The 24,461-nt window shown below is 67.7% G+C and carries 20 protein-coding genes; 15 read left to right on the top strand and 5 right to left on the bottom strand.

The features are described from left to right. Window positions 1–96: 96 nt before the first annotated feature. The 4 genes from AC1MBE_RS13365 (at window position 97) to AC1MBE_RS13380 (ending at window position 4,441) form a co-directional block, all read left to right on the top strand. Complete coding sequence (locus AC1MBE_RS13365; protein ID WP_479782605.1) at window positions 97–528, top strand: acyl-CoA thioesterase; 432 nt, start codon at window positions 97–99, stop codon at window positions 526–528. Between the two features lie 83 nt (window positions 529–611). Further along, complete coding sequence (locus AC1MBE_RS13370) at window positions 612–866, top strand: hypothetical protein (RefSeq protein ID WP_479778964.1); 255 nt, start codon at window positions 612–614, stop codon at window positions 864–866. Window positions 867–981: 115 nt separating this feature from the next. Further along, window positions 982–3,210, top strand: coding sequence for an McrB family protein (locus tag AC1MBE_RS13375; RefSeq protein WP_479778966.1), 2,229 nt, complete (start codon window positions 982–984; stop codon window positions 3,208–3,210). Then, on the top strand, window positions 3,197–4,441 hold the full coding sequence (locus AC1MBE_RS13380; RefSeq protein ID WP_479778968.1) for a 5-methylcytosine restriction system specificity protein McrC: 1,245 nt from the start codon (window positions 3,197–3,199) through the stop codon (window positions 4,439–4,441). The genes AC1MBE_RS13375 and AC1MBE_RS13380 overlap by 14 nt, the downstream gene beginning before the upstream one ends. An 8-nt stretch (window positions 4,442–4,449) precedes the next feature. On the opposite strand, the gene AC1MBE_RS13385 is transcribed toward AC1MBE_RS13380, so the two are convergent. After that, complete coding sequence (locus AC1MBE_RS13385; protein ID WP_479778970.1) at window positions 4,450–4,707, bottom strand: hypothetical protein; 258 nt, start codon at window positions 4,705–4,707, stop codon at window positions 4,450–4,452. A 119-nt stretch (window positions 4,708–4,826) separates the two neighbouring features. Here AC1MBE_RS13385 and AC1MBE_RS13390 point away from each other — a divergent pair, with 119 nt between their 5' ends. After that, the gene (locus AC1MBE_RS13390) at window positions 4,827–5,489 is read left to right on the top strand and encodes a TetR/AcrR family transcriptional regulator (protein ID WP_479778971.1); all 663 of its coding nucleotides are present in this window, start codon (window positions 4,827–4,829) and stop codon (window positions 5,487–5,489) included. 4 nt (window positions 5,490–5,493) lie between these two features. Here the strand turns inward: AC1MBE_RS13390 and AC1MBE_RS13395 are convergent, their stop codons facing one another. Continuing rightward, window positions 5,494–5,922, bottom strand: a complete 429-nt coding sequence (locus AC1MBE_RS13395; protein WP_479778973.1) for a very short patch repair endonuclease — start codon at window positions 5,920–5,922, stop codon at window positions 5,494–5,496. A gap of 40 nt (window positions 5,923–5,962) precedes the next feature. After that, a complete protein-coding gene (locus AC1MBE_RS13400) occupies window positions 5,963–6,397 on the bottom strand; it encodes a pyridoxamine 5'-phosphate oxidase family protein (protein ID WP_479778974.1) in 435 nt (144 codons plus the stop codon). A 255-nt stretch (window positions 6,398–6,652) separates the two neighbouring features. Between AC1MBE_RS13400 and AC1MBE_RS13405 the strand changes: the two genes are divergently transcribed. The 4 genes from AC1MBE_RS13405 to AC1MBE_RS13420 all read left to right on the top strand — a co-directional run bounded on the left by AC1MBE_RS13405 (window position 6,653) and on the right by AC1MBE_RS13420 (window position 10,342). Next, window positions 6,653–7,297: a TrbL/VirB6 family protein gene (locus AC1MBE_RS13405; protein ID WP_479778976.1), complete on the top strand. Its 645-nt coding sequence runs from the start codon at window positions 6,653–6,655 to the stop codon at window positions 7,295–7,297. 279 nt (window positions 7,298–7,576) lie between these two features. Further along, entirely contained in the window at window positions 7,577–8,239 is a 663-nt protein-coding gene (locus AC1MBE_RS13410) for a DUF6318 family protein (RefSeq protein WP_479778978.1), read from the top strand. Window positions 8,240–8,272: 33 nt separating this feature from the next. Continuing rightward, window positions 8,273–9,181, top strand: a complete 909-nt coding sequence (locus AC1MBE_RS13415) for a hypothetical protein (RefSeq protein WP_479778980.1) — start codon at window positions 8,273–8,275, stop codon at window positions 9,179–9,181. A gap of 90 nt (window positions 9,182–9,271) precedes the next feature. Continuing rightward, complete coding sequence (locus AC1MBE_RS13420; protein WP_479778981.1) at window positions 9,272–10,342, top strand: alkene reductase; 1,071 nt, start codon at window positions 9,272–9,274, stop codon at window positions 10,340–10,342. Window positions 10,343–10,541: 199 nt separating this feature from the next. On the opposite strand, the gene AC1MBE_RS13425 is transcribed toward AC1MBE_RS13420, so the two are convergent. Next, the gene (locus AC1MBE_RS13425; RefSeq protein ID WP_479778982.1) at window positions 10,542–14,234 is read right to left on the bottom strand and encodes a TM0106 family RecB-like putative nuclease; all 3,693 of its coding nucleotides are present in this window, start codon (window positions 14,232–14,234) and stop codon (window positions 10,542–10,544) included. Window positions 14,235–14,389: 155 nt separating this feature from the next. Between AC1MBE_RS13425 and AC1MBE_RS13430 the strand changes: the two genes are divergently transcribed. The 6 genes from AC1MBE_RS13430 to AC1MBE_RS13455 all read left to right on the top strand — a co-directional run bounded on the left by AC1MBE_RS13430 (window position 14,390) and on the right by AC1MBE_RS13455 (window position 22,632). Further along, window positions 14,390–15,034: an SOUL family heme-binding protein gene (locus AC1MBE_RS13430; RefSeq protein WP_479778983.1), complete on the top strand. Its 645-nt coding sequence runs from the start codon at window positions 14,390–14,392 to the stop codon at window positions 15,032–15,034. Window positions 15,035–15,057: 23 nt separating this feature from the next. Beyond that, window positions 15,058–17,484 (top strand): Tex family protein, encoded by a 2,427-nt coding sequence (locus AC1MBE_RS13435; protein ID WP_479778984.1) that lies wholly within the window; start codon window positions 15,058–15,060, stop codon window positions 17,482–17,484. A 221-nt stretch (window positions 17,485–17,705) separates the two neighbouring features. After that, a complete protein-coding gene (locus AC1MBE_RS13440) occupies window positions 17,706–19,100 on the top strand; it encodes an OFA family MFS transporter (protein ID WP_479778985.1) in 1,395 nt (464 codons plus the stop codon). A 1-nt stretch (window position 19,101) separates the two neighbouring features. Beyond that, window positions 19,102–19,245 carry an MFS transporter small subunit gene (locus AC1MBE_RS13445; protein WP_479778986.1) on the top strand — a complete coding sequence of 48 codons (144 nt, stop codon included), beginning with the start codon at window positions 19,102–19,104 and terminating at the stop codon, window positions 19,243–19,245. 3 nt (window positions 19,246–19,248) lie between these two features. After that, a complete protein-coding gene (locus AC1MBE_RS13450; RefSeq protein WP_479778987.1) occupies window positions 19,249–21,081 on the top strand; it encodes a gamma-glutamyltransferase family protein in 1,833 nt (610 codons plus the stop codon). Window positions 21,082–21,153: 72 nt separating this feature from the next. Next, window positions 21,154–22,632: a glycosyltransferase family 39 protein gene (locus AC1MBE_RS13455; protein ID WP_479778988.1), complete on the top strand. Its 1,479-nt coding sequence runs from the start codon at window positions 21,154–21,156 to the stop codon at window positions 22,630–22,632. A gap of 51 nt (window positions 22,633–22,683) precedes the next feature. On the opposite strand, the gene AC1MBE_RS13460 is transcribed toward AC1MBE_RS13455, so the two are convergent. Further along, window positions 22,684–24,393, bottom strand: a complete 1,710-nt coding sequence (locus AC1MBE_RS13460; RefSeq protein ID WP_479778989.1) for an HNH endonuclease signature motif containing protein — start codon at window positions 24,391–24,393, stop codon at window positions 22,684–22,686. Window positions 24,394–24,461: the final 68 nt, after the last annotated feature.

The raw sequence follows: 24,461 nt of genomic DNA on the forward strand, positions 1-24,461 counted from the left end.
GCCCCCGGGGCCGAGCACGCGGCCGTGCCAGGGGAGCCCGCTGCCCACGGAGCCGAGCGGGCCGTTGAACCGCGGCGCCTCGAGGTGCAGGTGCCGATGCGCTGGGGCGACATGGACGCGTACGGGCACATCAACAACGTGCAGCTCGTCCGGATCCTGGAGGAGGCCCGGATCGCGGCGTTCGGGCCGCCGCGCGGTGCGGGCTTGCCCGGCGTCGAGCCCGAGGTCTCGCTCTTCAACGACATCCCGGAGGGCACCCTGGCGCTGGTCGTGGAGCACAAGATCCGCTACGTCCGGACCCTCGAATACCGCAACGTTCCCGCCGTGGTGCAGTTGTGGGTCGGCGCGGTCAAGGGCGCCAGCTTCGACATCCACTACCTCGTCCAGGACCCCGTCACGGGCGAGGACTGCGTCAAGGCAAGCAGCCACCTGGCATTCGTGGATGAGGCCACCGGGCGGGTCCTGCGCCTGACCCCGGAGCAGAAGGCCACGCTCGCCCCCTTCATGGCGGCCCGCCAGACCCACTAGCCCCTACCTCGCTGCCGGGATCGGTCCTAGACTGAACAGGCCCGCGGGATGCCTGCACGATGAGAACCTTAGGAGCACGGATCATGGCCAAGCGAAGCAAAATGAAGGCGCGGAAGAAGACCTGGAAAGAGCTCTCGCCGATGGCGAAGTTCGGCACCATCACGGCGGCCGTCGTCCAGCTGTCCCTCCTGATTGCTGCCCAGCGCGACATTTCACGCCGCCCGGCGGAGGAGATCCGCGGCAGCAAGGCGCTCTGGCGGGCCGCCACCCTGATCAACTTCGTCGGCCCGGGAACCTATTTCACTTTCGGCGTCAAGCGCCGCCCGGCCGTCAAATAGAGCCCCGGCCGTCCCTCGGCGGTCTCCGTCGGAACCGCGGCCGAAAGCTACTCACGGGTAATTCCGCTCCCGCGGCGTGATGCGGGTGTTCAGCTTAAGCCTGTAAATTGAAGGCATGACCCCCAACAAAAAGCCCGCCATGCACCGCGCCCTCGGCATCTCCAAGGAGATCGAAGACGCGGCGTGGTTTGTGCTTGGCCCGGGGCTGCTCGGCAAGGCGTCGCCGCTGGACGGCCGGACCAGGACGTGGTCCGTGCCGGCGGCCTCGGAGTTGCTGGAGCGCCTGGAGCGGGGCGTCCCGGACCCCAAGGCACCCATGATGACCAACCTTCGCGAAAACCTGGAGGGCGCCACCCGCGGGGCGAAGCAGCTGGCCGTGGAGCTGTTGTTCCTGCAGTCGCTGCCGCTGGCGCACGAAGTCAAGTCGCTCAAGGTCAAACGGGCCCGCGTGGCCGAGGCGGCATCCTGGCTGGAGCCGCCGCTGGAGCTCCCCGACGAACTGTACGCGGGCATGACGGACCACGGCGTCATCCGGGACCGCACCGCCGAATTCAACTGGACCATCTGGGACCACCTGAAGTGGCTCTGCCGCTTCGTGCGGCACATCGCCCAGCGGCCGGCCGGCGTCGTGCAGGCCGCGATCAAGGACCCGCTCGCCTTCCACGAACTCACCATGGGCACCCCCGAAGACCAGCCCGCCATCCGGCGCAGCATCGAATTCCTGGTCTGGCCCGGCTACTTCGAACCCGTCGTGGCCGACGTCGAACGCCAGGAGATCCGGGACGCGTTCGCCTCCCTGGTTGGCGGCGCCAAGGGCGACTCCGACGAGGAAGTTTCCGCTGACATCCACCGGATCCGGTTGCACCTCGACGAGCAGGCCGGGCAGCGGATTGACTGGTACTCCCGGCAGCTGGTCAGTCAGTGGCGGAAGGTGGGCGATCCCGGCCGCCGCGCCTGGCTGCTGCGCAGCCACCACGACAACGCGGACGTCCTCGCCGCCTGGCAGGACGAGGAAGCGGTGACACTCGACGTCGAACACCTCCGCCTGCTCGATCCCGGCGTGACCGCAGGCGTGGTCCAGCACGCCGTGGACGAGGACTACAAACACCTCAGCTATGTGGAGCGCGAGGACACCAAATCCGCGGTCTTCGCCTTCCTGACCGTGATGAAACCGGGCGACCTCACCCTCTACCAGACCTCCGGGAGCGTCCGGGTGGGCGTGGTGCTGGGCGAACCCGAACACCACGAGGACAACCGCCGGCTGCGCCGCAAGGTCCGCTGGTTCGACGAGGTCCATTCGATGACAGAACTGCCCCGGCACGTGCAGCGGCAGCTGGCCAGCTCCGGGATCATCGTGGACGTCACCCGGGTGATCCAGGCGCTGGAGACCCTGCTTCCCGCCGAAGCCGAGGCCGATGCCGACGAGGGCGCCGAGCCGGACGCCGTCGTCGAGCCCTGCGAGGGGTTCCGGCCGCTGACGGCGGAATTCGCCGCGTCCCTGCACATGGACCTGGAGCCGCTGCAGGAAATCGCCGAGCTGCTGGAGGAAAACCGCCAGCTGGTGCTCTACGGCCCGCCCGGCACCGGCAAGACCTACCTGGCCAAGCACCTCGCCGCCGAACTGGCCGGGGACACCGGCGACGAACGGGTCAAGCTGGTCCAGTTCCACCCCTCCTACGCCTACGAGGACTTCTTCGAGGGTTACCGGCCGGACAAGACCGACGAGGGCCAGGTCTCCTTTAAACTCGTCGCCGGACCGTTGCGCCGGCTGGCCGAGGAGGCCGCCAAGCCCGGCAACGAGAGCAAGCCGTACTTCCTGATCATCGATGAGATGAACCGGGCCAACCTGGCGAAGGTCTTCGGTGAGCTGTACTTCCTGCTGGAATACCGTGACGACCGGATCTACCTGCAGTACAGCCCCACCGAGCCGTTCTCGCTGCCGGACAACCTGTACATCATCGGCACCATGAACACCGCGGACCGGTCCATCGCGATGATGGACGCGGCCATCCGCCGCCGGTTCTCCTTCATCGAGCTGCACCCCAAGACCGAGCCGGTGAAGGGCTCGCTGCTGCGCTTCCTGCAGGCCCGCGACCTGGACACGACGCCGGCGCTGCTGCTCGACGAGCTGAACAACGCCATTGACGAGTGGGACCGGGACCTGATGATCGGGCCGTCCTACTTCATGAAGAAGGCCGCCCAAACTCCCACCGGGCTGCGCCGGATCTGGAAGTACGAGCTGATGCCGCTGCTCGAAGAGCACTACCACGGCCAGCTCAACCGGGCCCAGCTGGAGGAGCGGTTCGGCCTCGAACAACTGATGGCGCGCCTTGCGCGCGTCTAGCCTTGCCCCAGGCAGCTCCGTCCGCCACATCGTCCTGGACGAGCTGTCCGGGGGAGTGGTGGAACGGATCGACGCCGGCAGCGCCGCCTACATCAACGGCAGCGGGCTGGCCAAGGCCTCGCCGCTGGGCATGGGCCTGTTCCGGATCGAACCCGTCGGCAAGGTGGGCTCCGTGCGCACCCCGTCGGTGCAGCTGGAGGTGCGGCCCAAGGAGCGGCTGGGCCTGCACCGGCTGCTGTTCCTGCTCGGCTACACGGAGCACCAGGGCTTCCGGGACGACGCCGTGGCCGCCATCGAGGACACGGACCTTTGGTGCGCCCTCGCCGAGTCGCTGGCGCAACTCACCGACCGGGCCCTCAGCCGGGGCGTGCTGCAGGGCTACCTGAACGTCGACGAGTCGCTCCGCACCGTCAAGGGCCGGATCCGGATGTCGGACCAGATCTCGCGCCGCCCCGGCATGCTGGTGCCGCTGGAGGTGTCCTACGACGAGTTCACCGAGGACATCCCGGAAAACCGCATCCTCCGCGCCGCCCTCGAACGCATGGCCCAGGTGCCGGGGGTCCGGGCGGACGTGCTCAGCCGGTTGCGCCGGCTGAAGGGAAAGCTCGACGCCGTGACGCGGCTGCAGTCCGGCGCCCCGCTGCCGCCGTGGCGGGCCAGCCGGATGAACATCCGCTACCACGCAGCCCTCCGGCTTGCGGAGGTCATCCTGCGCAACGCCTCGGCCGAGGCGGGGGACGGCAGGCAGCACTCGGCGTCGTTTGTGGTGGACATGTCCAAGGTCTTCGAGGACTTCGTCGGGACCGCGCTGCGCGAAGCCATGGCTGCCTACCCGGGCGAGATGCGGCTGCGCTACAACGCGATGCTCAACGAAGCGGTGCGGGACTCCGACCGGATCATGGTCCAGCCGGGCGCGGTGCATTTGCTCGGCGGCCGGCCGGTGATGGTGTACGACGCGAAGTACAAGGCGGCGTCCGACGTCGGCGCCTCGCTGTCCGCCGACCACTACCGGATGCTGGCGTACTGCACCTCGCTGCGGGTTCCCACGGCGTGGCTGGTGTATGCGGGCACCGGCGAAATCAAGCTGCGGCGGATCCTGAACACGGACATCGACGTGGTGGAGTTCCCGCTGGATCTGTCCCTGCCGCCGTCGGAAATCCTGGCTTCGGTGGCGGACCTGGCCCAGCAGTCCTGGGGCGAAGTCGTGCGGCAGGCAACGATCAGCCGCTGACGGAAAACCTACGCGGTGTCGTCGCGGAGGGCGGTCGAGACGGACAGCAGATGGGCCAGGAGGGCCTTTTCCGGCTCCCCGGGATTGTCGGCGACGTGCCCGCGGAGCTGTTCACGAACAGCGGCCTCTTCCGGCTTGTCGTCGGAAAGGATGGCGTCGATGATGGCGGAAACCTGACGGCGCAGGGGCTCCAGATCCTCATGTGTTTCGGGGCTCCGGGCGGCGTGCCGCGTGCGGGTCTCGGTAGACAACAACAAGTGTGGCATGGTGCTCTCCTGCGGAGTTCGTAGTATCCCCACATACTGACCAATAGAGTCCTAGTCCCCGAGTGTCGATTTTAGCTCAGGTAGACCAGTCTGTCTCGCGTAGCGGTAAGATATTTTTGATGTCTGTTTCAACCAATTCCCAGGCAACGCCCCCACAGCCCCCTCGCGCGGGCGGCGGTCGCATTCCTGCGGCCGGCGGTGAAGCCACCGTCGGTGCTGCTGAGATTACCGGCATCCGGGAACGCATTTTGGACGTTGCGTACGAATTATTTTCGCGTCGTGGCGTGCGGGATGTGGGGATCAATGAATTGATCGCCCGGTCCGGGGTGGCGAAGGCCAGTTTCTACCGTCACTTCGCCTCCAAGGACCAGCTGGTGCTCGCCTTCCTGGAGCGCCGGGACCGGCAGTGGACGGTGTCCACCATCATTTCCGAGGCCCGACGCCGGGGCCACACCCCGGTGGAGCAGCTGCTAGCCATCTTCGATGTCTTTGCCGACTGGTTCGCGCGGGAGGACTTCGAGGCCTGTTCCTTCGTCAACATCCTGCTGGAGATGGGGCCAACCCATCCGCTGGGCCGGGCAAGCATCGACTACCTCGACAAGATCCGGGGCCATGTGCAGCAGCTCGCCGAGGAGGCGGCCCTGGTTGACCCGGAGTCCTTCGCCCGGTCCTGGTACATCCTGATGAAAGGTTCGATTGTCGCCGCGGCCGGGGGAGACCGGGTGGCCGCCGGCCGGGCGCGGCAAATGGCCGAGTGGCTGATAGCGGCCCATCAGGTGTAGTGGGTCAGGCATTGTCGGTCAGGAAGGTCTCGAGCCGCTGCTCCAGGGCAGTGAGGTCCTTGAGGTCGCATTCCCAGACAGTGAGCACTTCCCAGCCCGAGCTTTCGAGCAGGCGGCGCTGTTCGGCGTCGCGGGTCCGGGTCCTGGACCGCTTGGCCTCCCAGAATTCCGCGTTGGATTTGGGGGCATGCTGGCCCACCCGGCAGTCGTGGAAGTGCCAGAAGCAGCCGTTGACGAAGATGACTTTGTGGCGTGCGGCGAATACCAGATCGGGGTTTCCGGGGAGCCTGCCGCCGCGGGCTGTGCCGTGTAGCCGGTAGCGGTAGCCCTTGGCGTGCAACATCCGGCGGACCAGCAGTTCGGGCTTGGTGTTCTTCCCCCTGATGCGGGACATGTTCCAGCTGCGCCGCTCCGGGGTGAGACTGTCCGCCATGGTTTAAGTCTAGGCGGCGGTGCCCGGCCGCGGACTTGGCCTAGACCTCCCGTTCGGGGTGCTCGCCGAACTGGAAGTGCCGGCCGCTGACCGACGTCGGGTCGATCTCGACGTAGAAGTCCTTCAGGGTTGGCACCCACGGTTTGAGTCCCAGCGCCTCCGCCGCGGCAATGTCCGCCGACTGCTCCAAGACCCGTGCTGTGCCGCGAACTACTACCGACCACGCCTCTTCGGAGAGGATGCCGTCAGTTTCGAACAGCACCTTGGCGTTGATGGTGAGCTCGGCCAGCTTGTTGCCGGGTGCCGTGCGCAGGTAGAGCTTGCGGTTATTAACGGCGTAATTCACCGGAAAAATGTCCGGTTCTCCGGCCACGGTGACGACGAGCCTGCCGTGCTGTGTGCCTTCGATGAGTTTCCAGGTCTCATCCTCGGACAGGTTCAGGATGGGGCTGTTGTCTGCGTGTTCGAACATCATGGGCTCATTGTTCTGTCCCGTGTAGAAAAATGCCAGAGGCCATCGGAAGTGATTGCCTGGGTTGTCGGTCGGGATCCCGCCACTAAATTGTCCGACCCCCTCCCTAACGTTCTTTTTGTCCGGATTGCATCGCAGTCAATGGCCGCCCGTGAGGGTATTTGGCCGTTGGCGGAGATGCCCCTCCGCGCCATGGGGGCGCTTGGGCCCGGGCACTTCACACCGCCAGGCGCTGCCTGGCCATGAATATGGGGAATCATGAGTACTTTCAATTCACACGGCACCGCGCCCGCGGACGCGCCGACGTCCACCGTTCCGTCCCTGGGCGGCGCTCCGGCGCCGGCTTCGCGGGGTAACGGCTGGGGCATTACCGCGCTGGTGCTCGGCATTGTGGCTGTCGTTTTTTCGTTCATTCCGGTCATGGGCATTGTGGCCTTTGTCCTGGGCCCGCTGGCCGTCCTGTTTGGCCTCATCGGTGCCACCCGCAAGTTCGCCAAGAAGGGGGCCGCGATCGCGGGCCTCGTGCTGGGAATTTTGAGCATTGTCATCGCCGCCATCTGGATGGCTGTGCTGTCCGCTGCTGTCTCGTCGGCCGACCAGGCGCTCAACTCGGAGCACAAGGTCCAGTATGTGGTGACCACCAACGGCAAGGCCTCGGTCAGTTACTGGACCAGCGGCGGGACGTCCAACGAGGACGTCAGTACTGGCTGGAAGAAGGAGCAGACCGTCAAGAATTCGGATCTGCTCTCCTTGTCTGTCATGGGGGATTTTTCGAATGCCGCGGCAAAGGTCGGCTGCGAAATCTTCTTTGATGGCAAGTCGATTTCGAAGAACTCGGGCTCCGGCCAGGGCGCGATGGCAAGCTGCAGCGGTTCGGGTCTGGGGGCCGAGAATAAGAAGTAGGAAATAGGTCCGGGCGTAGAGTCCGGCCAGCGGCAGGGCGTTGCAGGAGTGGAGACTTCAGCAGCGCCCTGCTGCATTTGGGGATTGGCTGCGGGCAATAGCGGGGAATTTCCGGGGAGTCGGCTGGGGCTTTTGGGGCGCCTGATTCCCAGGGGGCCTGTGCTTCGAAAGTGAGCCAGCCGCCTGTGGATAAACCTTACGGCGAGAGTGCGGTGTCAGTTACCCTTAGGCATTGTTTGGATTCAGGCGTCTTGATTTCAATCGGGGGATTAGCTGAACATGACATCTCGCACTCCAATTTCCAGCCGCAGGTCAGCTACCGCAGTCGCCCTGGTCACCGCCTTGGCACTCATGGGAACGGCCTGCACCAGCGGCCAGGCGTCCCCGAGCGCAGCCGCGAGCACCGCGTCGACGAGCCAATCCGCGTCCCCCACTCCAAGCGCCACCCCGAAGCCCACCGACACGGCCAGCTATAAACCGGCGGACGCCAAGGGCCGGGCGCAGAACGTCCCGGTTCCGGTGCTCCCGGAGGCTGCGAAGGCAAAGACGAAGGAAGGCGCAATTGCGTTCGCTAAGCACTGGTTCAATCTGCTGAGCTACGGATACGAGACGGGGGATCTGCGGCCATTGAATATCGTCACCTCAGATAATTGTGAACCGTGCGGAAAGGCGAAAGCGGTCATTAATGCTTGGAACACCGAGGGAAGGTGGCTGGTGGGCGGTGTGGTGACTACTCCGTCGGTCAGCACTGAATTCGTCCAAGGCGCGGATATGACTTATCAAGTTTCCGTACAGGCGCATCAAACACCACTCACATATATGCGAAAAGACGGCAGCGTCGCTCGCCGCGGCTCTCAGCCGGATGACACCGGAAATCTCCTATTCATTACCTTTGCCAAGGGGGCATGGAAACTCCTTGACATCGGCAGAATCGTAGGGTGAAACGTGGATTCGGCGGTTGCTTATAGGAGGTGGGTGTCGGCAGCGCTGTTGTCAGTGCTCATGACGTTTTCCGCGGGCGCGTCTGCTGGGCAAGCGGACCCGGACATTTTCGGTGACTGGCGGCCCGATGGTGCTCGTCTTGATGGGTGGAGCTGGGACCAGGAAGCCAGAAAGTTCGTGCACCGGGAGCCGGGCGCTATCTCAAGCGATCCCTTCCAGTACAAATACGAACTCCAATGCCATCTCGGCGGTGGCGACTTCGATGCTGAGTGCCTGGCGACCGTGTTGGAATGCAAGAACGGGCCCAACGGTAAGGACGGCATTCCCGTCACTTGGCTCAAGGCGCCCGCTGGGGTACCCAATCCGGTCTGGAGCTATCACTCCGGGCCAACCTGTCTGTTTGATGCACGCCCCGAGGATTTGTTGCCGCGAATCGCCGCCATGATCCAAACCGAATTCCAGAAACTCCCCATCGCCGCGGGCCGGGCTACCGCGCAGCCGAGTCCCCACACCCTGCGGGGCGCGGAAACGAACTTCTTTGCCGAGGCCGCAGAGCAGCAATTCGACATCAAGATCCTGGCTCAGGATGTCCACGTCGACGCCAAGCCAGCCCAGTACGCCTGGAACTACGGCGACGGGACCTCACTCGGCCCGCAGAACTCGGCCGGTGGCCCGTTACCGCAGGACCGGTGGGGTGAAAAGACGGCCACCAGCCACGCTTACACCCGGACCGGCGACTTCCCGGTGGTGCTGACCACGTACTTCCAAGGGACCTACTCGGTCAACGGCGGTCCGCCGCTGCCAATCCCGGGCCAGGGACAATTCAGCGCCCCGCCGCAGACAGTCAGCGTCTGGCGGTCCATCACCCGCAACTATGCGGACGACTGTCTCCGAAATCCGCAGGGTCAGGGCTGCCCCGGCGCACCGCCAAGCTCACGCTGATTCAAGCGTGATTCGAGTCTCAAACGGAATAGTTGCAGGCGCTGGATTGCTTCCGCCAGTGGACACAATCCACCGCGAAAGGAACTGCGCATGCTGTTTTCCCAAATGACCCTCGGCCAACTGGAACTGCCCAACCGGCTCGTGATGGCGCCACTCACCCGCCTCCGCTCAGGCAGGGAAGGCGTTCCCGGACCGCTGGTTGTTGAGCACTACCGGCAGCGCGCCTCGCTCGGCCTGATTGTCAGCGAAGGCACCTACCCCAGCCCGGCCGGACGCGGCTTCCCGGGCCAGCCCGGCCTGGTCACCGAGGAACAGCTCAAGGGCTGGTCCGAGGTCACCGCCGCCGTGCACGAAGAAGGCGGCAGGATCTTCGCCCAGGTGATGCACGCCGGCCGAGTCACCCACGAGGACACCACCGGTGGCCACGAGGTCGTCGCCCCGAGCGCCATTGCCATCGACGGCGTGACCCGCACGTACGAGGGCAAGCAGGCCTTCCCGGTTCCCCGCGCCCTCACTACCGACGAGCTGTCCGCGATCCGCGAAGAGTTCGTCCAGGCCTCCCGCAACGGGATCGAAGCCGGCTTCGACGGCGTCGAACTCCACTCCGCGAACGGCTATCTGCTGCACGAGTTCCTGACGCCGGCCGCGAACCAGCGCGACGACAACTACGGCGGCTCACCCGAAAACCGCGCCCGCTTCGTCATCGAAGTTGTCCAGGCTGTTGTGGACGCCATCGGGGCGGACCGCGTTGGCATCCGCATTTCGCCCGAGCACAACGTGCAGGGCGCCCTCGAGCTGGACACCGCCGACGTCCGCGAGACCTACGGCTACCTGGTGGACGCCCTTGCTCCGCTGAAGCTGGCTTACCTTAGCGTGCTCCACAAGGAGCCCACGAGTGACCTGGTTCAGGAACTGCGCTCACGCTTCGACGGAACGTTCCTGCTGAACACCGGCTTCGGCGTCATCACGACCCCCGAAGAAGCCAAGTCGCTCGTCTCGGACGGCCACGCTGACGCTGTGGTTGTAGGACGCCCGGCCATCGCCAACCCGGATCTGGTTCGTCGCTGGCGCGAAGGGCTCCCCGTCAACGAGCCCGACGCGGGCACCTTCTACACCGACGGCGCCGAGGGTTACACCGATTACCCGGCCTACCAAAACTAGGAGTCCGGCACCGGCCTAATCACTGCCGGGACATGCCCCCTGCACGCTGCGACCAGTGGACAGAATCCCTTTCTGTCCACTGTTCGCGTTTAAGGATGGGCATGTCCCTCGGAGCGGTCCGGGAGCGAGGGGCATGTCCAGTGGTGCACGCGGAAAGAGGGCATGTCCCGTGGCGGGTGCGAAGAATGAGCATGTCCCCCTAGGGGGCAGCGGGCACGGACCGCTGGCAGAGGCCGATGAAGCCGCCCAGCTGTTCCAGGCCTTCCGGATGGGCCGGCAGGTAGTTGGTCAGCTCGGGGGCACGGACGACGACGGCGCGCCACTGACCGCGTGAGACCGCCACGTTGATCCGGTTCCGGGAGAGCAGGAACTCCATGCCACGCGGCGCCTCGGCCACCGCCGAACACGCCATGGACACGATCACCACCGCGGCTTCCTGGCCTTGGAACTTGTCCACGGTCCCCACCCGCACGCCGGATAGGCCGGCCCGGTCCAGAGCTTCGCGAATGAGGTTCACCTGGGCGTTGTAGGCCGCGACCACGAGGATGTCGGCGGCCGCGAGGGGGCGTGTGCCCTCCGCGGTGTGCCACTTGAGGCCCAGATGGCGCCGCACCTGCCGGACAACCTCGGCTGCTTCTTCCGGGGACGACGTCGTGTTGCCGCTGTGCGGCACCATCACCGTCTCGATCCCGGCCGGAACTCCGTCCAGGTGGCGAAGGTCCGCCGCGGGCGCGGACCGCAGCCGGCCCTCGTAGGACAGCTCGGAGACGGCCAGGCACAGCTCGGAGTGCATCCGCCACGAGTCGGCCAGGAAGTAGCCAAGCTCCGGCGGCAGGGTGGCATGCCCGGCGGAGATCCAGCCCAGGGCCGACTCGTCGACCGGTTCGGGATGCTTGCCCTGGCTGACCTGCGGAAGTTGCTGTGGGTCGCCGAGCAGGAGCAGACGGCTGCTGGCCTGGGCGACTGCGAGCGTGTTGGCCAGGGAGAACTGGCCGGCTTCGTCGATGACCAGCAGATCCAGTGCGCCCGCCGGGACGGTGGCGCCGGTCATGGTCCACGCCGTGCCGCCGATCAGGGCGCCGCCGCGGGAGTCCAACAGCGCCGCTACGTCCTTGGCGGTGCGCGATTGCCACGGCAAGGGATTGTCGTGCTTCACGTCCTTCGCCACCAGGTCCGGGTTGACCCCCGCTTTGATGACCGCCGTCGTCAGCAGGTTCTCCACCACGGCATGGGACTGGCCAACGACCCCCACCTTCCAGCCACGGGCCACGAGCCTGGCGATGACGTGCGAACCCACATGGGTCTTGCCGGTGCCCGGGGGACCCTGCACCGCCAGGTAGGAGTGGTCGAGCCCCAGGACCGCCGTCGTGATGGCGTCGATGAAACGGTCCGGACCGTCACCGGGTTGCGGCAGTGACTCACCGCCGGCAAGCCGGGGCGGGAGGCGCCGGACCAGGTCAAGGGCAGGGTGTCGGGGGATGGCACCGGACCGCAGCCCGGACGCCACCAGGTCTGCGAGCGACTCCAGCGATTGCTCCAGGCTTTTGGTGGCCAGCGGCTGGTCCTCGGTCAGCGCGATCGGCAGCTCACTGTGCGGGGGCACGTTCCGGTGCAGGCGGTCGCGGATGACGACGGTGTCCTTGCCGTCGTCTTGACCCAGTTCGAGGACCTCCGTGCCGAACCAGCCGCTCCGGCCGGCACCGTCCTTGCCGGTGCCCTCCAGCCCCTCGGGCAGCGGAAGCCCGTACATGCGGAACCACTTGCTGCCCTCGCGCAAATCCGAGCCGGGGCTCACGGTGCCGGTCAGCCGGACCCGGCGTTCCGGAAGCTTCCGGCCTTCCTGCTGCCAGTCGTCAAGGATCTCCGCGGACTCAACAAGGAAGACGTTCCGGTCCCGCTCGTGGGTGTCCGGGCCCTGCTCGCACCGGTCGAAGTGCGCCCACCAGAAGGATTTGCGCTCCCGCCGGTGGTAGCTCACCGCGGCGGCCAGCATGGCCACGGCCTTGCGGTCCTCCTCGGGGAGGCCGCTCCCGGGTTCGGCGAAGGTCGTCAGCGCCCGCTCGGCGGGACTCAGCAGGGCATCCGCGTCGGGGGAGCCGACGTCGTCCGCGCCGCCGTCCGGCCCGGACCCCGCGCCACCACCGGACCCGGTCCCCGCCCCACCGCCGGGCACGGACCCACCGTCGCCACCGGGCCCGGACGCAGGCCCGTCGGGCCCGGCCCCCGCCCCGCCGGGCTCGATTCCGCGTTCCTTGGCCCGCTCCAGCAACCAGTTCCGCAACTCCAGGGTCGAGAGGCAGTCGTATTCGTTGTAGTCGGAGATGCCGGCGAGGATCTCCGCGGCCTCCTCGCCGCGGCCGCCGTCGCGCGCATCGCAGTAGCGGGCGTAAGCCACCACGGAGGCGCCGGCGTCTTTCACCTCGCCGGTGCGGAGGTTCGTGCCCATGTAAAGCGGTTCAAGCTTCTTGATGCTGTACGAGTTCTCCGAGATGCGGATGCTGTTCCGGACCGTCTGGTACAGGTCCACCAGCAGGCCCTCGCGGAGCCACTCGTCCACAATGTCTTCGCCGGCCACGTGCAGCACCGAGAGCTTGCGGAGCGCCGTCTTTTCATACGGTGCGTAATGGTAGACGTGCATGGCGGGGTAGGTGCGCCGGCGCTGCTCCACGTAGTCCAGGAAGTTCAGGAACGCCTGCTTCTCCGCCGCCCTGCTGTGCGCCCAGAACGGCCGGAACACCCCCGGATCGCCCGGGCCGGCGGGCGCCTCGATGACGCCGAAAAGGTACTCGAGTCCCCATACTCCGGTGGCGCTGTCCTGCCACAGCGGATCGCCCTCGAAGTCGAAGAAAATGTCGCCCGGACTGGGCGTCGGCAGTTCAGCCAGGGTATTTTGCGGGAGCACGGCGTAGCGCAGGGCGTGCTCCTCGCCCTCCTTGCGGTACCGGACCTCCCCGTCGGCAGCACCCACGCCGCTTTGCATCCGGGCCTGTTCCTGCAGCCGCAGGAGCGTGGGCGTGGGCTTGGCGAGCGGCGTTTGGGCCAGCTCCGTGACCGTGTGAATGCCGAGTTCGTGCAGGTTTTTGCGCTGCACCGAATTCATCCGCGCCACCAGGAGCAGGTCGTCGGTGGCCTTGACCTGTTCCTGGCAGTAATCGCACCGGCCGCAGGCGGTGACACCCTCTGCGCCCCAGCGGACAGCCTCAGCCCGGGTCATGTGCGCCGCGGTCAGGGCGAGGAAACGCTCGCGACGTTCCCGGAAGACCGGCAGGATCTCGGCGAGCTTGTGGTGGGTCCGGACGTAGTCGAAGCCGCCGTCGGCCAGCTGCACCGTGGCACCGAGAACGAGCGTCACCGACGGGTCCACCGGGATGCCGGCTTTGAGCAGCTGGTCACCGTAGGCGGCGAGCTGCAGCAGGGCCGTCACCTTGGCGTGACGGGCCAGTTTCGTGTCGAATACGGCGTAGCCGCCGTCGGCCTGCCGCACCAGGAAGTCGGAACGCCCGTGGAACTGGCCGTCAAAGAACGCGGCCTGGAAAACGACGTCGGCGCCGGCCCGCAACGCCTCGATGGATTCGTGGTGCTTGGCCGCCAAAGTAGCGCGGTCCATGGCAGTGGCGGGAACCACGTCGTACACCCCCCGCCCGCGGGCAGGGTCCCAGTTGCCGAACTCGCCTACAAAACCGTCCAGGACCTTGTGCTCGTGGACGTCGCCCAGGGCGGCCGCATGCCGGAGCATCTCGTCGGTACCGAAGTCGGCGGCGGGGGCGCGGCCCAGCTTTTCATCTAGCTTCCGGAGCAGCTGGTATTCGCAGCCCACCGCCACCACGAGGTCACTCGCGGAGTAGACCAGGTCCGGCGCCGCGTCCGGAACTTCCGATTCAAGGAAAAACACTGCGTCCCCGCTTTGCTTGGCTCTGGCCGATGGACTCTTTATGACCGCCCGGCCGGGTCCAGGCGCCGTCGGTCTCTCTTCTGCCAAGCTACCAAAGCCCCCAGACACTAAAGCACTGGCCGCCGTCGCAGGAGCGGCGTAAGGTCAGCAAGACCATGACCGAACAACAACCCTATGAGCTGGTCCGCAGCTACCCCCACTTTGAGCTGCGCCGCTATCCGGCGCACGTCGTCGCCGAGATCCGGGTCAACGCGAGCTTCGACCGCGCCGGGAACGCGGCGTTCCGCCACCTGTTCAACTACATCAGCGGCAGCAACAGCGCGTCGCAGAAGCTGGCGATGACGGCCCCGGTGATCCAGGGGACCGGAATCCCGGCAGCCGGAGGGCAGGGGAGCCCGGGCAACGGCCCCGCGCAGAAGCTAGCGATGACCGCTCCGGTACTGCAAAGCGGCCCGCTGCCCGGGAAGGATACGCCGGCCGACTTTGTGGTTGCCTTCGTCCTCCCCGCGGGCATGAGCGCCGAAACCGCTCCGGTCCCGACGGACCCCGAGGTCAGGATCCGGGCCGTTCCCGGCTCCTTGGCCGCGGCGCTGCGTTTCTCCGGCAGCGGCTCGGAAACCGCCTTTGCGCGGCGCAACGACGGGCTGCAGTCGGCGCTGACCCTTGCCGGACTGACGCCGGTGGGGCCGCCGAGGTTCGCCCGCTTTGACCCGCCGTTCAAGCCGTGGTTCCTGCGCCGCAACGAGGTCGTGCAGGACGTGCAGGAGACCCCCGACGCTGCGGGAACGCCCGGCAGCTGACCCGGGTAAGGCAAAATGGCTGGGTGAGCCAACTCCCGCAGCACCCCGCCGTGACCACCCCGATAGAGACCCAGATCGCCGCCGAGCTCGGCGTGAAACCCTGGCAGGTAAAGGCGGCCGTGGAGCTGCTCGACGCCGGGTCCACGGTGCCGTTCATCGCCCGCTACCGCAAGGAAGCCACCGGCACCCTGGATGACACCCAACTCCGCGGGCTCGAGGAGCGGCTGCGCTACCTGCGCGAGCTGGAGGACCGCCGTCTGACCGTGCTGGATGCCCTCGCAGCCCAGGGGGCGCTGACCACGGAACTGCAGGCCGCCGTCGCCGCCGCCGACACCAAGTCGCGGCTGGAAGACATCTACCTGCCGTACAAGTCGAAGCGGCGTACCAAGGCCCAGATCGCCCGCGAGGCCGGCCTGGAGCCGCTCGCGGAGACGTTGCTGAAACGGCCGGAGCTGGACCCGGAACGTGAAGCCGCCCGCTACCTCAACGCGGAACATTCCATCGGCGACGCCGCCGCGGCGCTGGCCGGGGCCCGGTCCATCCTCGTCGAGCGCGTCGCTCAGGACGCTGACCTGGCCGCCACGCTGCGGGAGCGGCTCTGGACCCAGGGCCGGATGGTCTCGCGCGTCAAGAAGGGCAAGGAGGCCGAGGGGCAGAAGTTCAAGGACTACTTCGAGTTTTCCCAGGCGCCCTCCGGGATGCCCTCGCACCGGGTCCTCGCGCTGCTGCGCGGCGAAAAGGACGGGGTGCTGGAACTGGATCTCAGCGAAGCGGAACCGGACGACGACGCCGCCCTGGCCGCCGCCCGCGCCCGGTACGAAGCCGCCGTGGCCAGGTTCCTCGGGGTCGCCGACCGCGGCCGGCCCGCCGATGCCTGGCTGCTGCAGACCGCGCAGCAGGCGTGGCGCTCGCGGGTGCTCAGCCGCCTGAGCGGCGACCTGCGCAGCCGGATGTTCGCCGCAGCCGAGGACGAGGCCGTCCGGGTGTTCGCCGCGAACCTCCGCGACGTGCTGCTCGCGGCGCCCGCCGGCAACCGCGCCACCGTGGGCCTGGACCCGGGGCTGCGCACCGGCGTGAAAGTCGCCGTCGTGGACGGTACCGGCAAGGTGGTCGCGACGGACACGGTCTACCCGCACGCCCCGGCACGGAAGTGGGACGAGGCGCTGCGCACGCTCCTGGCGCTGGCCCGGAAGCACGGTGTTGAACTCGTGGCGATCGGCAACGGCACCGCCTCGCGGGAGACGGACAAGCTCGCGGCGGAGCTGATCAAGCAGCTTGGCGCGGACGCCGGCGCCGCGCCGCAGAAACTCGTCGTCTCCGAAGCCGGTGCCTCCGTGTACTCGGCGTCGGCGCTCGCCGCGGCCGAACTGCCCGGCATGGATGTGTCGCTGCGCGGCGCGGTGTCGATCGCCCGGCGGCTGCAGGACCCGCTGGCGGAACTGGTCAAGATCGAGCCGAAGTCGATCGGCGTCGGGCAGTACCAGCACGACGTCACGGCCGCGAAGCTGGAGCGCAGCCTCGACGCCGTCGTGGAGGACTGTGTCAACGCCGTCGGAGTGGACGTCAACACCGCCTCGCCGGCGCTGCTGAGCCGGGTGGCCGGCGTCGGACCGCTGCTGAGCGAGAACATTGTGGCGTACCGGAACGAGCACGGTCCCTTCAGCAAGCGCAGCGAGCTGAAGAAGGTGCCCCGGCTGGGCGCGAAGGCGTTTGAACAATGCGCCGGCTTCCTGCGCATCAGCGGGGGAGCGGAGCCGCTGGACGCCTCCAGCGTGCACCCGGAGGCGTATCCGCTGGCGCGGAAGATCAAGGCCGCGGCTGGTGCCGGTGCCGGTTCGGCGGGCGGGACCCTGTCCGCGCTCAATCCGCAGGACTTCGTGGACGGCTCGTTCGGCCTGCCCACCGTGCGGGACATCATCGCCGAGCTGGAAAAACCCGGCCGTGATCCGCGGCCCGCGTTTGCTGCGGCGACGTTCCGGGACGGGATCGAGAAGATCGCGGACCTCAAACCCGGGATGGTGCTGGAGGGAACGGTCACCAACGTGGCGGCGTTCGGCGCGTTTGTGGACGTCGGGGTGCACCAGGACGGGCTGGTCCACGTCTCCGCACTGGCCAACCGGTTCGTCTCCGACCCGCGCGAGGTGGTCAAGTCCGGCCAGGTGGTCCGGGTCAAGGTGCTGGAGGCGGACCCGGAGCGCAAGCGCATCTCGCTGACGCTGAGGCTCGACGACGAACCGGCGGCGGGCCGTCCCGCGGCGGCCCGTCCCGCGGCGTCCGCAGGGAGGGGAGCGTCCGCAGGGCGGCCCGATACCACGGGCAGTCCGGCGGCGCATTCGCACGACCGGGCCCGGCAGGGCACACCCAAGCCGGCCACCAAGGCGGCACCCAAGCCGGCCCCCGCCAACACGGCGATGGCGGAAGCACTCCGCCAGGCCGGACTGGGTAAGTAGGCACGTTCTAAGCACCCTGCCTACCGCTTATCGCGAATAAGCTACCGTTCGTCGTGAAATCCGGCCGATTCGGCCCCGAACAGCGCCGCTTGGGTGTGATCTGCACCATGATTGCCGGAGGCAACGGCCCCGAACGGAGGTCTTTAGCCTCTATTCCGCTGGGTCAGGTGCTTGGGGAGCGCCGAGACACCGACGTCTTTCGACAAGCAAGGGGAGCAGTTATGGGTTGGCTGGACCGAGAACGAACAATCGCCCCGCCGGGGTTCAACCGGTGGCTCGTGCCGCCCGCAGCGCTCGCCGTCCACCTGTGCATCGGCCAGGCATACGCGACGAGCGTGTACAAGACGGCGCTGGTCAAGCACTTCGGCGCCAGCCTGACCGAGATCGGCGTGATCTTCTCGATCGCGATCGTGATGCTCGGCCTGTCCGCCGCCATCATGGGCACCTGGGTGGACAAGAACGGCCCGCGCAAGGCGATGTTCACCTCCGCCGTGTTCTGGGCCAGCGGCTTCCTGATCGGCTCGCTCGGCATCTTCACGCACCAGCTCTGGCTCGTCTACCTCGGCTACGGCGTGGTGGGCGGCATCGGACTGGGTATCGGCTACATCTCGCCCGTGTCCACCCTGATCAAGTGGTTCCCGGACCGCCCGGGACTCGCCACCGGCATGGCCATCATGGGCTTCGGCGGCGGCGCACTGATCGCCAGCCCGGTCTCCACCGCGCTGCTGAAAATGTACGACCCCAACTCCGGCGCGAAGGGCTGGGTGGCCAGCGGCGACTCCGTGGGCAAGCTCTTCTTGACCCTCGCCGTCGTCTATCTCGCCTACATGCTCTTCGGCGCCTTCACCATCAAGGTCCCCGCCGAGGGCTGGAAGCCCGTCGGCTTCGACCCGGCCAAGGTCAAAGCGTCCAAGCTTGTCACGACGGATAACGTCTCGGCGAAGAACGCCGTCAAGACCAGGCAGTTCTGGCTGGTCTGGATCGCTCTGTTCTGCAACGTCACCGCCGGCATCGGCATCCTGGAGCAGGCTGCCCCGATGATCCAGGACTTCTTCCGGAAGTCCGACGGCGTGTCCCTGGTCAGTGCCGGCGTCGCCGCCGGTTTCGTGGGGCTGCTCTCCATCGGCAACATGGCCGGGCGCTTTGCCTGGTCCGCGACGTCCGATCTGACCGGCCGCAAGCGCATCTACATGGTGTACCTCGGCGTCGGCGCCCTGCTCTACACGGTGCTGGCGCTGGCCGGTTCCTCGACCACGTTCCTGTACGTTGCGCTCGCGTTCTTCATCATCTCCTTCTACGGCGGCGGCTTCTCGACGGCTCCGGCCTACCTGCGGGACCTCTTCGGCACCTTCCAGGTCGGTGCCATCCACGGACGGCTACTGACCGCCTGGTCCGCCGCCGGCGTCGCCGGGCCGCTGATCGTCAACGCCTTCCTGGACGCCCAGGGCAAGCCCGGCCAGCTGAACGCCGCGTCCTACCAGCCGGCACTGCTGACCATGGTGGCGCTGTTGGTGATCGGCTTTGTGGCCAACCTGCTGGTCAAGCCGGTCGACGCACGATTCCACGAACCCCGCCCTGACCGCGAGCGGTCGGCCGAACCCGCCATGGAGGCCTGAGATGAGCACTGCACACAACCCCGGCGCACAGACGGAAGTCAAAGCGTCCACCGGAAAACTCGCGGTGGCATGGGCGCTCGTGGGCGTACCGCTGGCCTACGGGGTCTACGAGACCCTGACCCGCGTGGCGGCGCTGTTCGGCTGATCCATGACTTTCACCGCGCCTGATCAGTTCACCACCCGCCCCACCCTGCAGGGCACCTTCGGGATGAGTGCGTCCACGCACTGGATCGCGACGGCGGCGGCCCAAGCGGTGCTCGAACGCGGCGGTAACGCGTTCGACGCCGCCACGGCCGGCGCCTTCGTGCTGCACGTCGTCGAGCCGCACCTCAACGGTCCCGGCGGGGACATGACAGGTGTCTTCGTGACGGCGGCAGAGCCCGGGAAGCCGGTGGTCCTGATGGGCCAGGGACCGGCGCCCGCAGCGGCCACGGTAGAGCACTACCGGGCCGAAGGGCTGGACCTGGTGCCGGGCTCGGGGGCGCTGGCCGCCGCGGTGCCCGCCGCCGTCGACGCCTGGCTCCTGCTGTTGCGCGACTACGGCACCTGGGAGCTGGACGCGGTCCTGGAATTCGCGATCGGCTACGCCCGTGACGGGCACCCGGTGCTGGGCCGCGTCGGCACCACAATTGCCGCGGTGGCGGAGCTGTTCCAAGAGCACTGGCCCAGCTCGGCTGAGCTCTGGATGCCCGGCGGCCGGATCCCGGCAGAAGGCGAACTGGTCCGAAACCCGGCCTACGCCCGGACCCTGGAAAGGCTCATCGAATCCGGCGCGGCGTTGGGGTCCGGCGAGTCCCGGGAGGCACGGATCGATGCTGCCCGCCGGGAATGGCGCGAGGGATTTGTCGCCCGCGCCATGGTGGAATCCGTGCAGGCCCCGCACCGGCATTCCTCCGGCACCGATCACCGGGGCGTGCTGGCATTGTCCGACCTGGCCGGTTTCGAGGCCGGCTATGAGGCCGCCGCCACGGTGGATTTCCGCGGGCACACGATTGCCAAGACCGGGCCATGGGGACAGGGTCCGGCGCTGCTGCAGACCTTGGCCATCCTCGCCGGGTTCGAGGACCGGCATCTCGATCCGTCCACCGAGCTCGGGGCGCACACGATCCTGGAGGCCCAGAAGCTGGCGCTGGCAGACCGCGAGGCCTACTACGGTGACACGGACGTACCGCTGGCTTACCTGCTGTCCGAGGAGTACTGCGCGGGCCGCCGGGATTTGATCACGGAGCAGGCATCGCACGAATTGCGGCCGGGTAAGGTTCCGGGGCGCGAGCCCTACGTCCCGCAGCTGCGGACCGAATACACGCCGCCGGCGCTGTCCCGGAGCGGGGGCGGGGCCGGCCCGGCGGGACTGGGCGTCGGCGAGCCGACCGTGGCGCCGAGCGGGGAAACCCGCGGCGATACCTGCCACATCGACGTGGTGGACCGTTGGGGGAACATGGTCTCCGCCACCCCGTCCGGCGGCTGGTTGCAGTCCTCGCCCGCGATTCCGGAACTGGGGTTCTGCCTCGGCACCCGCCTGCAGATGACCTGGCTGGAGCCCGGCACGCCGTCCACCCTCAGCCCGGGCCAGCGGCCCCGCACCACCCTGACGCCGACGTTGGTGCTCCGGGACGGGCGCGCCGTGACCGCGCTGGGTTCGCCGGGCGGCGACCAGCAGGACCAGTGGCAGCTGCCGTACCTGCTGCGGACGATTGTGGGCGGCTACTCGCCGCAGCAGGCCGTCGACGCACCAACGTTCCATACGACGTCGATGCCCGGCTCGTTCTGGCCGCGCACCTGGGAGCCCGGCGGCGCCGTAGTGGAGGAGCGTCTGGGCGCGGACGTCATCGATGGGCTCAAACGCCGGGGGCACGTGGTGACCGTGGCCGGCGGCTGGAGCCTCGGCCGACTTTCCGCCGTCGTCCGGGACCCCGCGACCGCTGTGCTGCAGGCCGCGGCCAACCCCCGGGGCGCCCAGGGGTACGCCGCCGGACGGTAGCGCGTACGGAAGTCTGGGGAAGGCTCTACCGAGACGACAAATGCACCTCCGCATCCATGCTTAGATGGTCGGGTGAGTAGAAGCAGCCGCCTCCCCGTGCTCGCCGGGCTGCTTACCTTCCTCTATTCCATCGTCGGCGTGTCCGTACCGAGCTTCTGGACGGATGAGGCGGCCTCCGTCAGCGCGGTCAACAGGGACTTTTCCCAGCTCTGGAGCATGCTCGGAACCGTGGACGCGGTCCACGGCGCCTACTACATCCTGATGTATGGCTGGACGAGAATATTCGGATTCTCCGAGCTGGCGATGCGCCTGCCCAGCCTGCTCGCGGTGGCAGTGGCCGCCGGCCTCCTGCTTGCTCTCTGCCGCCGGCTCGGGGGGACCGCCTACGGTGTGAGCGCCGCGGTCATCTTCGTCATCCTGCCGCGGGTGCAATACGTTGCCACGGACGCACGCTCGTATGCCATGACCGTTTTGGGTGCCGTGCTGGCCACTTACCTGCTGGTGCTCATCCGCGAATCCCCCTCCAGGTTGAGGTGGCTCTGGTACGGCCTGACCGGCTTCGTCACGGTGAGCCTGTCCTTTTATGCCGTACTGCTGGTCGCGGCCCACGGGATGACCCTGCTGCTCGACCGGCGCCTGCGCAGGCAGTGGAGAGCCATGGCAGTGGCCTCGACGGGGTGGCTTGTCCCGGCAGCCTTGATCGCAGCCGTGGCCTCCGGGCAGCAGTTCCAGATCGCCTGGGTGCCGCCGATCGGGGCGTCAACCACGTATGAAGTCGCATTCGTCCAGTTCTTCAGCGACGCCTACTACTCGTCGGAAAACTTCGTGTCCAGCCCCAAGCCGACGCCGGGCGAAGACTTCTCCATGTACGGATTGGCGGTCGTGGTTTGGGGCGCCGCGCTGCTTGGCACCATCCTGGCGCGGAAACATTTCGCGGTACGGCTGGCCTGGCCGTGGCTGGTGCTGCCGCTGGCAATGGTGCTTGTCGGATCCGCGATCACTGGCCGTGGCTATTACCTGCCACGGTACCTTTCGTTCGAACTGGCGGCTTTGCCAATGCTGGCTGCCGCTCCGCTGCTGGCCCGGCCGCTGGAACGCGGCTTCCGCAAGTTCTGGCTGGCCGCAGTGTTGCCGGCCGCCCTGGCGATCTCGCTGCCTTCGTACGTGGGACAACGGACCGAATATGGACGCATCCAGAGCGATGACTTCCGTTTCATCGCGGACACCATCCACCGTGAAATCCGCCCGGGTAACGCTTTTGTGATTGGCAACGACCGCGACATGGCGTTCCGCGGCTACCCGGGCGCATTCGAGGGCCTCAACGATCCCACGCTGGCCCGTCCGGCCGCCCAATGGGGCCGCATCTTTGACCGGCGGTATGACGTCAAAACCGCGAAGAACCGCATTCTCAAATACGACACCGTGTGGGTGGTTGAACTGACCACCAAAACCGGCGCCCGCCGGGCGATGGAGTCAATTGGCTACGCACCCAGGCGGCAATTTGTAGGCCCAACTACGTCAGTGACAGAGTTTCAACGCGCACGGCCCTGAGGCAAGCTGGGAGCCCGGCGAATTGAAGCCGTTGGTAGGTAGACCCGTGGTTCAGCATCTGAAGTAGTGGTTTCTTTGGGGTGTTTGGTGGGGGTCGAGGTGGGGTGGCGGGATGAACCAGGGGATTCCGGTGCGGAGTTGGATGGTCCATTGTTCTTTGTGGATCAGGTGGTGGTGGTGGGAGCAGAGGAGGACGCCGTTGTCGGTGCTGGTGGTGCCGCCGCGGGACCAGTAGGCGATGTGGTGGGCTTCGCACCAGATGGCGGGCATGGTGCAGTTGGGGAAGGCGCAGCCTTGGTCGCGGGCGGTGATGGCCTTGCGGATGTGGGGCGGGAAGATCCGGGTGGTGCGGCCGATGTCGAGGATGCGGCCCTGGCTGCCGAGCAGGATGGGGATGATGTCGGCGTCGCAGGCGATTTTGCGGATGGTCGCGGCGGTGACGGGGCCGGTGAAGGCCAGGGTCCCGGTGCCGGTGAACCCCATCGGGCCTGTGCCGCGTCCGCCGGCGTCCCCGGTGCCGGTGAACCCGAACGGACCGGCCCCGGTGCCGGTGAACCCGAACGGACCTGTGCCGCGTCCGCCGGCGCGGGCGTCAACGGCCCTGGCGAACGGGCCTGTCTGGCTGTCGGTGGCAGGGTCAGCGTTGGTGTTGGTGGCGTGTTGGAGGCGTTCGAGGAGGTCGCGGTAGTCGATGGTGACCATGATCTGGGGCCGGTGTCCGCCGGTGGCGGGCAGCGCGCCGGACGCGAGGGCTATTTTGCAGCCGCCGACCAGGCCGTCGAGGTATTTCTGCGGCCGGGACCGCCAGTCCAGCCCGCCCGGCACGAACCCCTCAGCCCCGTCCTCCCCGGCCACGCCCGCCCCGGCCTCCCCGCCGCCGTCCGCCCCGGCCTCCCCGCCGCCGTCCGCCCCGGCCTCCCCGCCGCCGTTGGCCCCGCCACTGTCCGCAACGGCCGGGCTGCCGTCGGTGCCTGTGCGGGCGGGGGTGGTGCGGGGGTTGGTGGCGGTGTTCATCACGGTGAGGAGGGTCTCGAATTGTTCGGTGGTGGCGAAGATTTCCAGGTGGTGCAGGCCGTGGCGGGGTTTACGGATGAACGCGCCCTGTAACTGGCGCAGGACCTCCTCGGAAGGTTCGGCGCCGTCCTGGTCGATGGCGTCCAGCCAGCGCCGGGTGACCCGGGCCAGGAAGTCAGGGTCGTGCTCGGCCGCGGTGGCCGTGAGGGAGTGTTCCATCCGGGCGGTGGTGGCCGGGTCGCACAGGGGCCGGACCCGGTCCAGGGCCTGGGCGATGATGGTCGCGGACCGGGACGGCACGGTCCCGGCGGCCACGGCGGCGGCGAGTTCCTCATGCAGGGGCGGGAGGATCTGGCCGGTGATCCCGGTGCGGGGCAGGACCGCGGCGGTCAGGGACAGCCGCCGGTGCGCTTCGGTGCCGGTGATCTGCAGCCGGTCCCGCAGGAAGTCCCCGCTCTTGCGGTAACCGTCATCCAGGACCGGGGAATCCGCGGCGGCGGCCTCCTTGCGGGTCCGGTCCACCGCGGCCGCGCCGACGAGCTGCAGGAACTCCAGCCCCCGGGCGAGCTCCTCGACCCCGGCGGCGTACTCCGCGGCCTCCGCGAACCCGAACAGCGCCGCGTCCGCAACCGCCGTCGCGCACAACTCCCGCACCTGCCCCAGAATGTTCCCCAGTGCAGGGACCGGGCGGGCAGTATCACCGGCCCGGGAGACCGGAGAAACGGTGAGAGCTGCGCTGGATCCCATGAACTAAGTTCATCACCGAGCTCTGACAGTATTAGCCCCCTGCGGAACGCGCCGAGCTGGCGGCCGCA

The organism is Arthrobacter sp. BG5 (assembly GCF_056680155.1).

What these genes read in the sequence shown, in the direction of transcription:
- AC1MBE_RS13365 (WP_479782605.1), top strand. Translation starts at nt 97, where the DNA reads ATGCGCTGGGGCGACATGGACGCGTACGGGCACATCAACAACGTGCAG.
- AC1MBE_RS13370 (WP_479778964.1), top strand. Translation starts at nt 612, where the DNA reads ATGGCCAAGCGAAGCAAAATGAAGGCGCGGAAGAAGACCTGGAAAGAG.
- AC1MBE_RS13375 (WP_479778966.1), top strand. Translation starts at nt 982, where the DNA reads ATGACCCCCAACAAAAAGCCCGCCATGCACCGCGCCCTCGGCATCTCC.
- AC1MBE_RS13385 (WP_479778970.1), bottom strand. Translation starts at nt 4,707, where the DNA reads ATGCCACACTTGTTGTTGTCTACCGAGACCCGCACGCGGCACGCCGCC.
- AC1MBE_RS13390 (WP_479778971.1), top strand. Translation starts at nt 4,827, where the DNA reads ATGTCTGTTTCAACCAATTCCCAGGCAACGCCCCCACAGCCCCCTCGC.
- AC1MBE_RS13395 (WP_479778973.1), bottom strand. Translation starts at nt 5,922, where the DNA reads ATGGCGGACAGTCTCACCCCGGAGCGGCGCAGCTGGAACATGTCCCGC.
- AC1MBE_RS13400 (WP_479778974.1), bottom strand. Translation starts at nt 6,397, where the DNA reads ATGATGTTCGAACACGCAGACAACAGCCCCATCCTGAACCTGTCCGAG.
- AC1MBE_RS13405 (WP_479778976.1), top strand. Translation starts at nt 6,653, where the DNA reads ATGAGTACTTTCAATTCACACGGCACCGCGCCCGCGGACGCGCCGACG.
- AC1MBE_RS13410 (WP_479778978.1), top strand. Translation starts at nt 7,577, where the DNA reads ATGACATCTCGCACTCCAATTTCCAGCCGCAGGTCAGCTACCGCAGTC.
- AC1MBE_RS13420 (WP_479778981.1), top strand. Translation starts at nt 9,272, where the DNA reads ATGCTGTTTTCCCAAATGACCCTCGGCCAACTGGAACTGCCCAACCGG.
- AC1MBE_RS13430 (WP_479778983.1), top strand. Translation starts at nt 14,390, where the DNA reads ATGACCGAACAACAACCCTATGAGCTGGTCCGCAGCTACCCCCACTTT.
- AC1MBE_RS13440 (WP_479778985.1), top strand. Translation starts at nt 17,706, where the DNA reads ATGGGTTGGCTGGACCGAGAACGAACAATCGCCCCGCCGGGGTTCAAC.
- AC1MBE_RS13445 (WP_479778986.1), top strand. Translation starts at nt 19,102, where the DNA reads ATGAGCACTGCACACAACCCCGGCGCACAGACGGAAGTCAAAGCGTCC.
- AC1MBE_RS13450 (WP_479778987.1), top strand. Translation starts at nt 19,249, where the DNA reads ATGACTTTCACCGCGCCTGATCAGTTCACCACCCGCCCCACCCTGCAG.
- AC1MBE_RS13460 (WP_479778989.1), bottom strand. Translation starts at nt 24,393, where the DNA reads ATGGGATCCAGCGCAGCTCTCACCGTTTCTCCGGTCTCCCGGGCCGGT.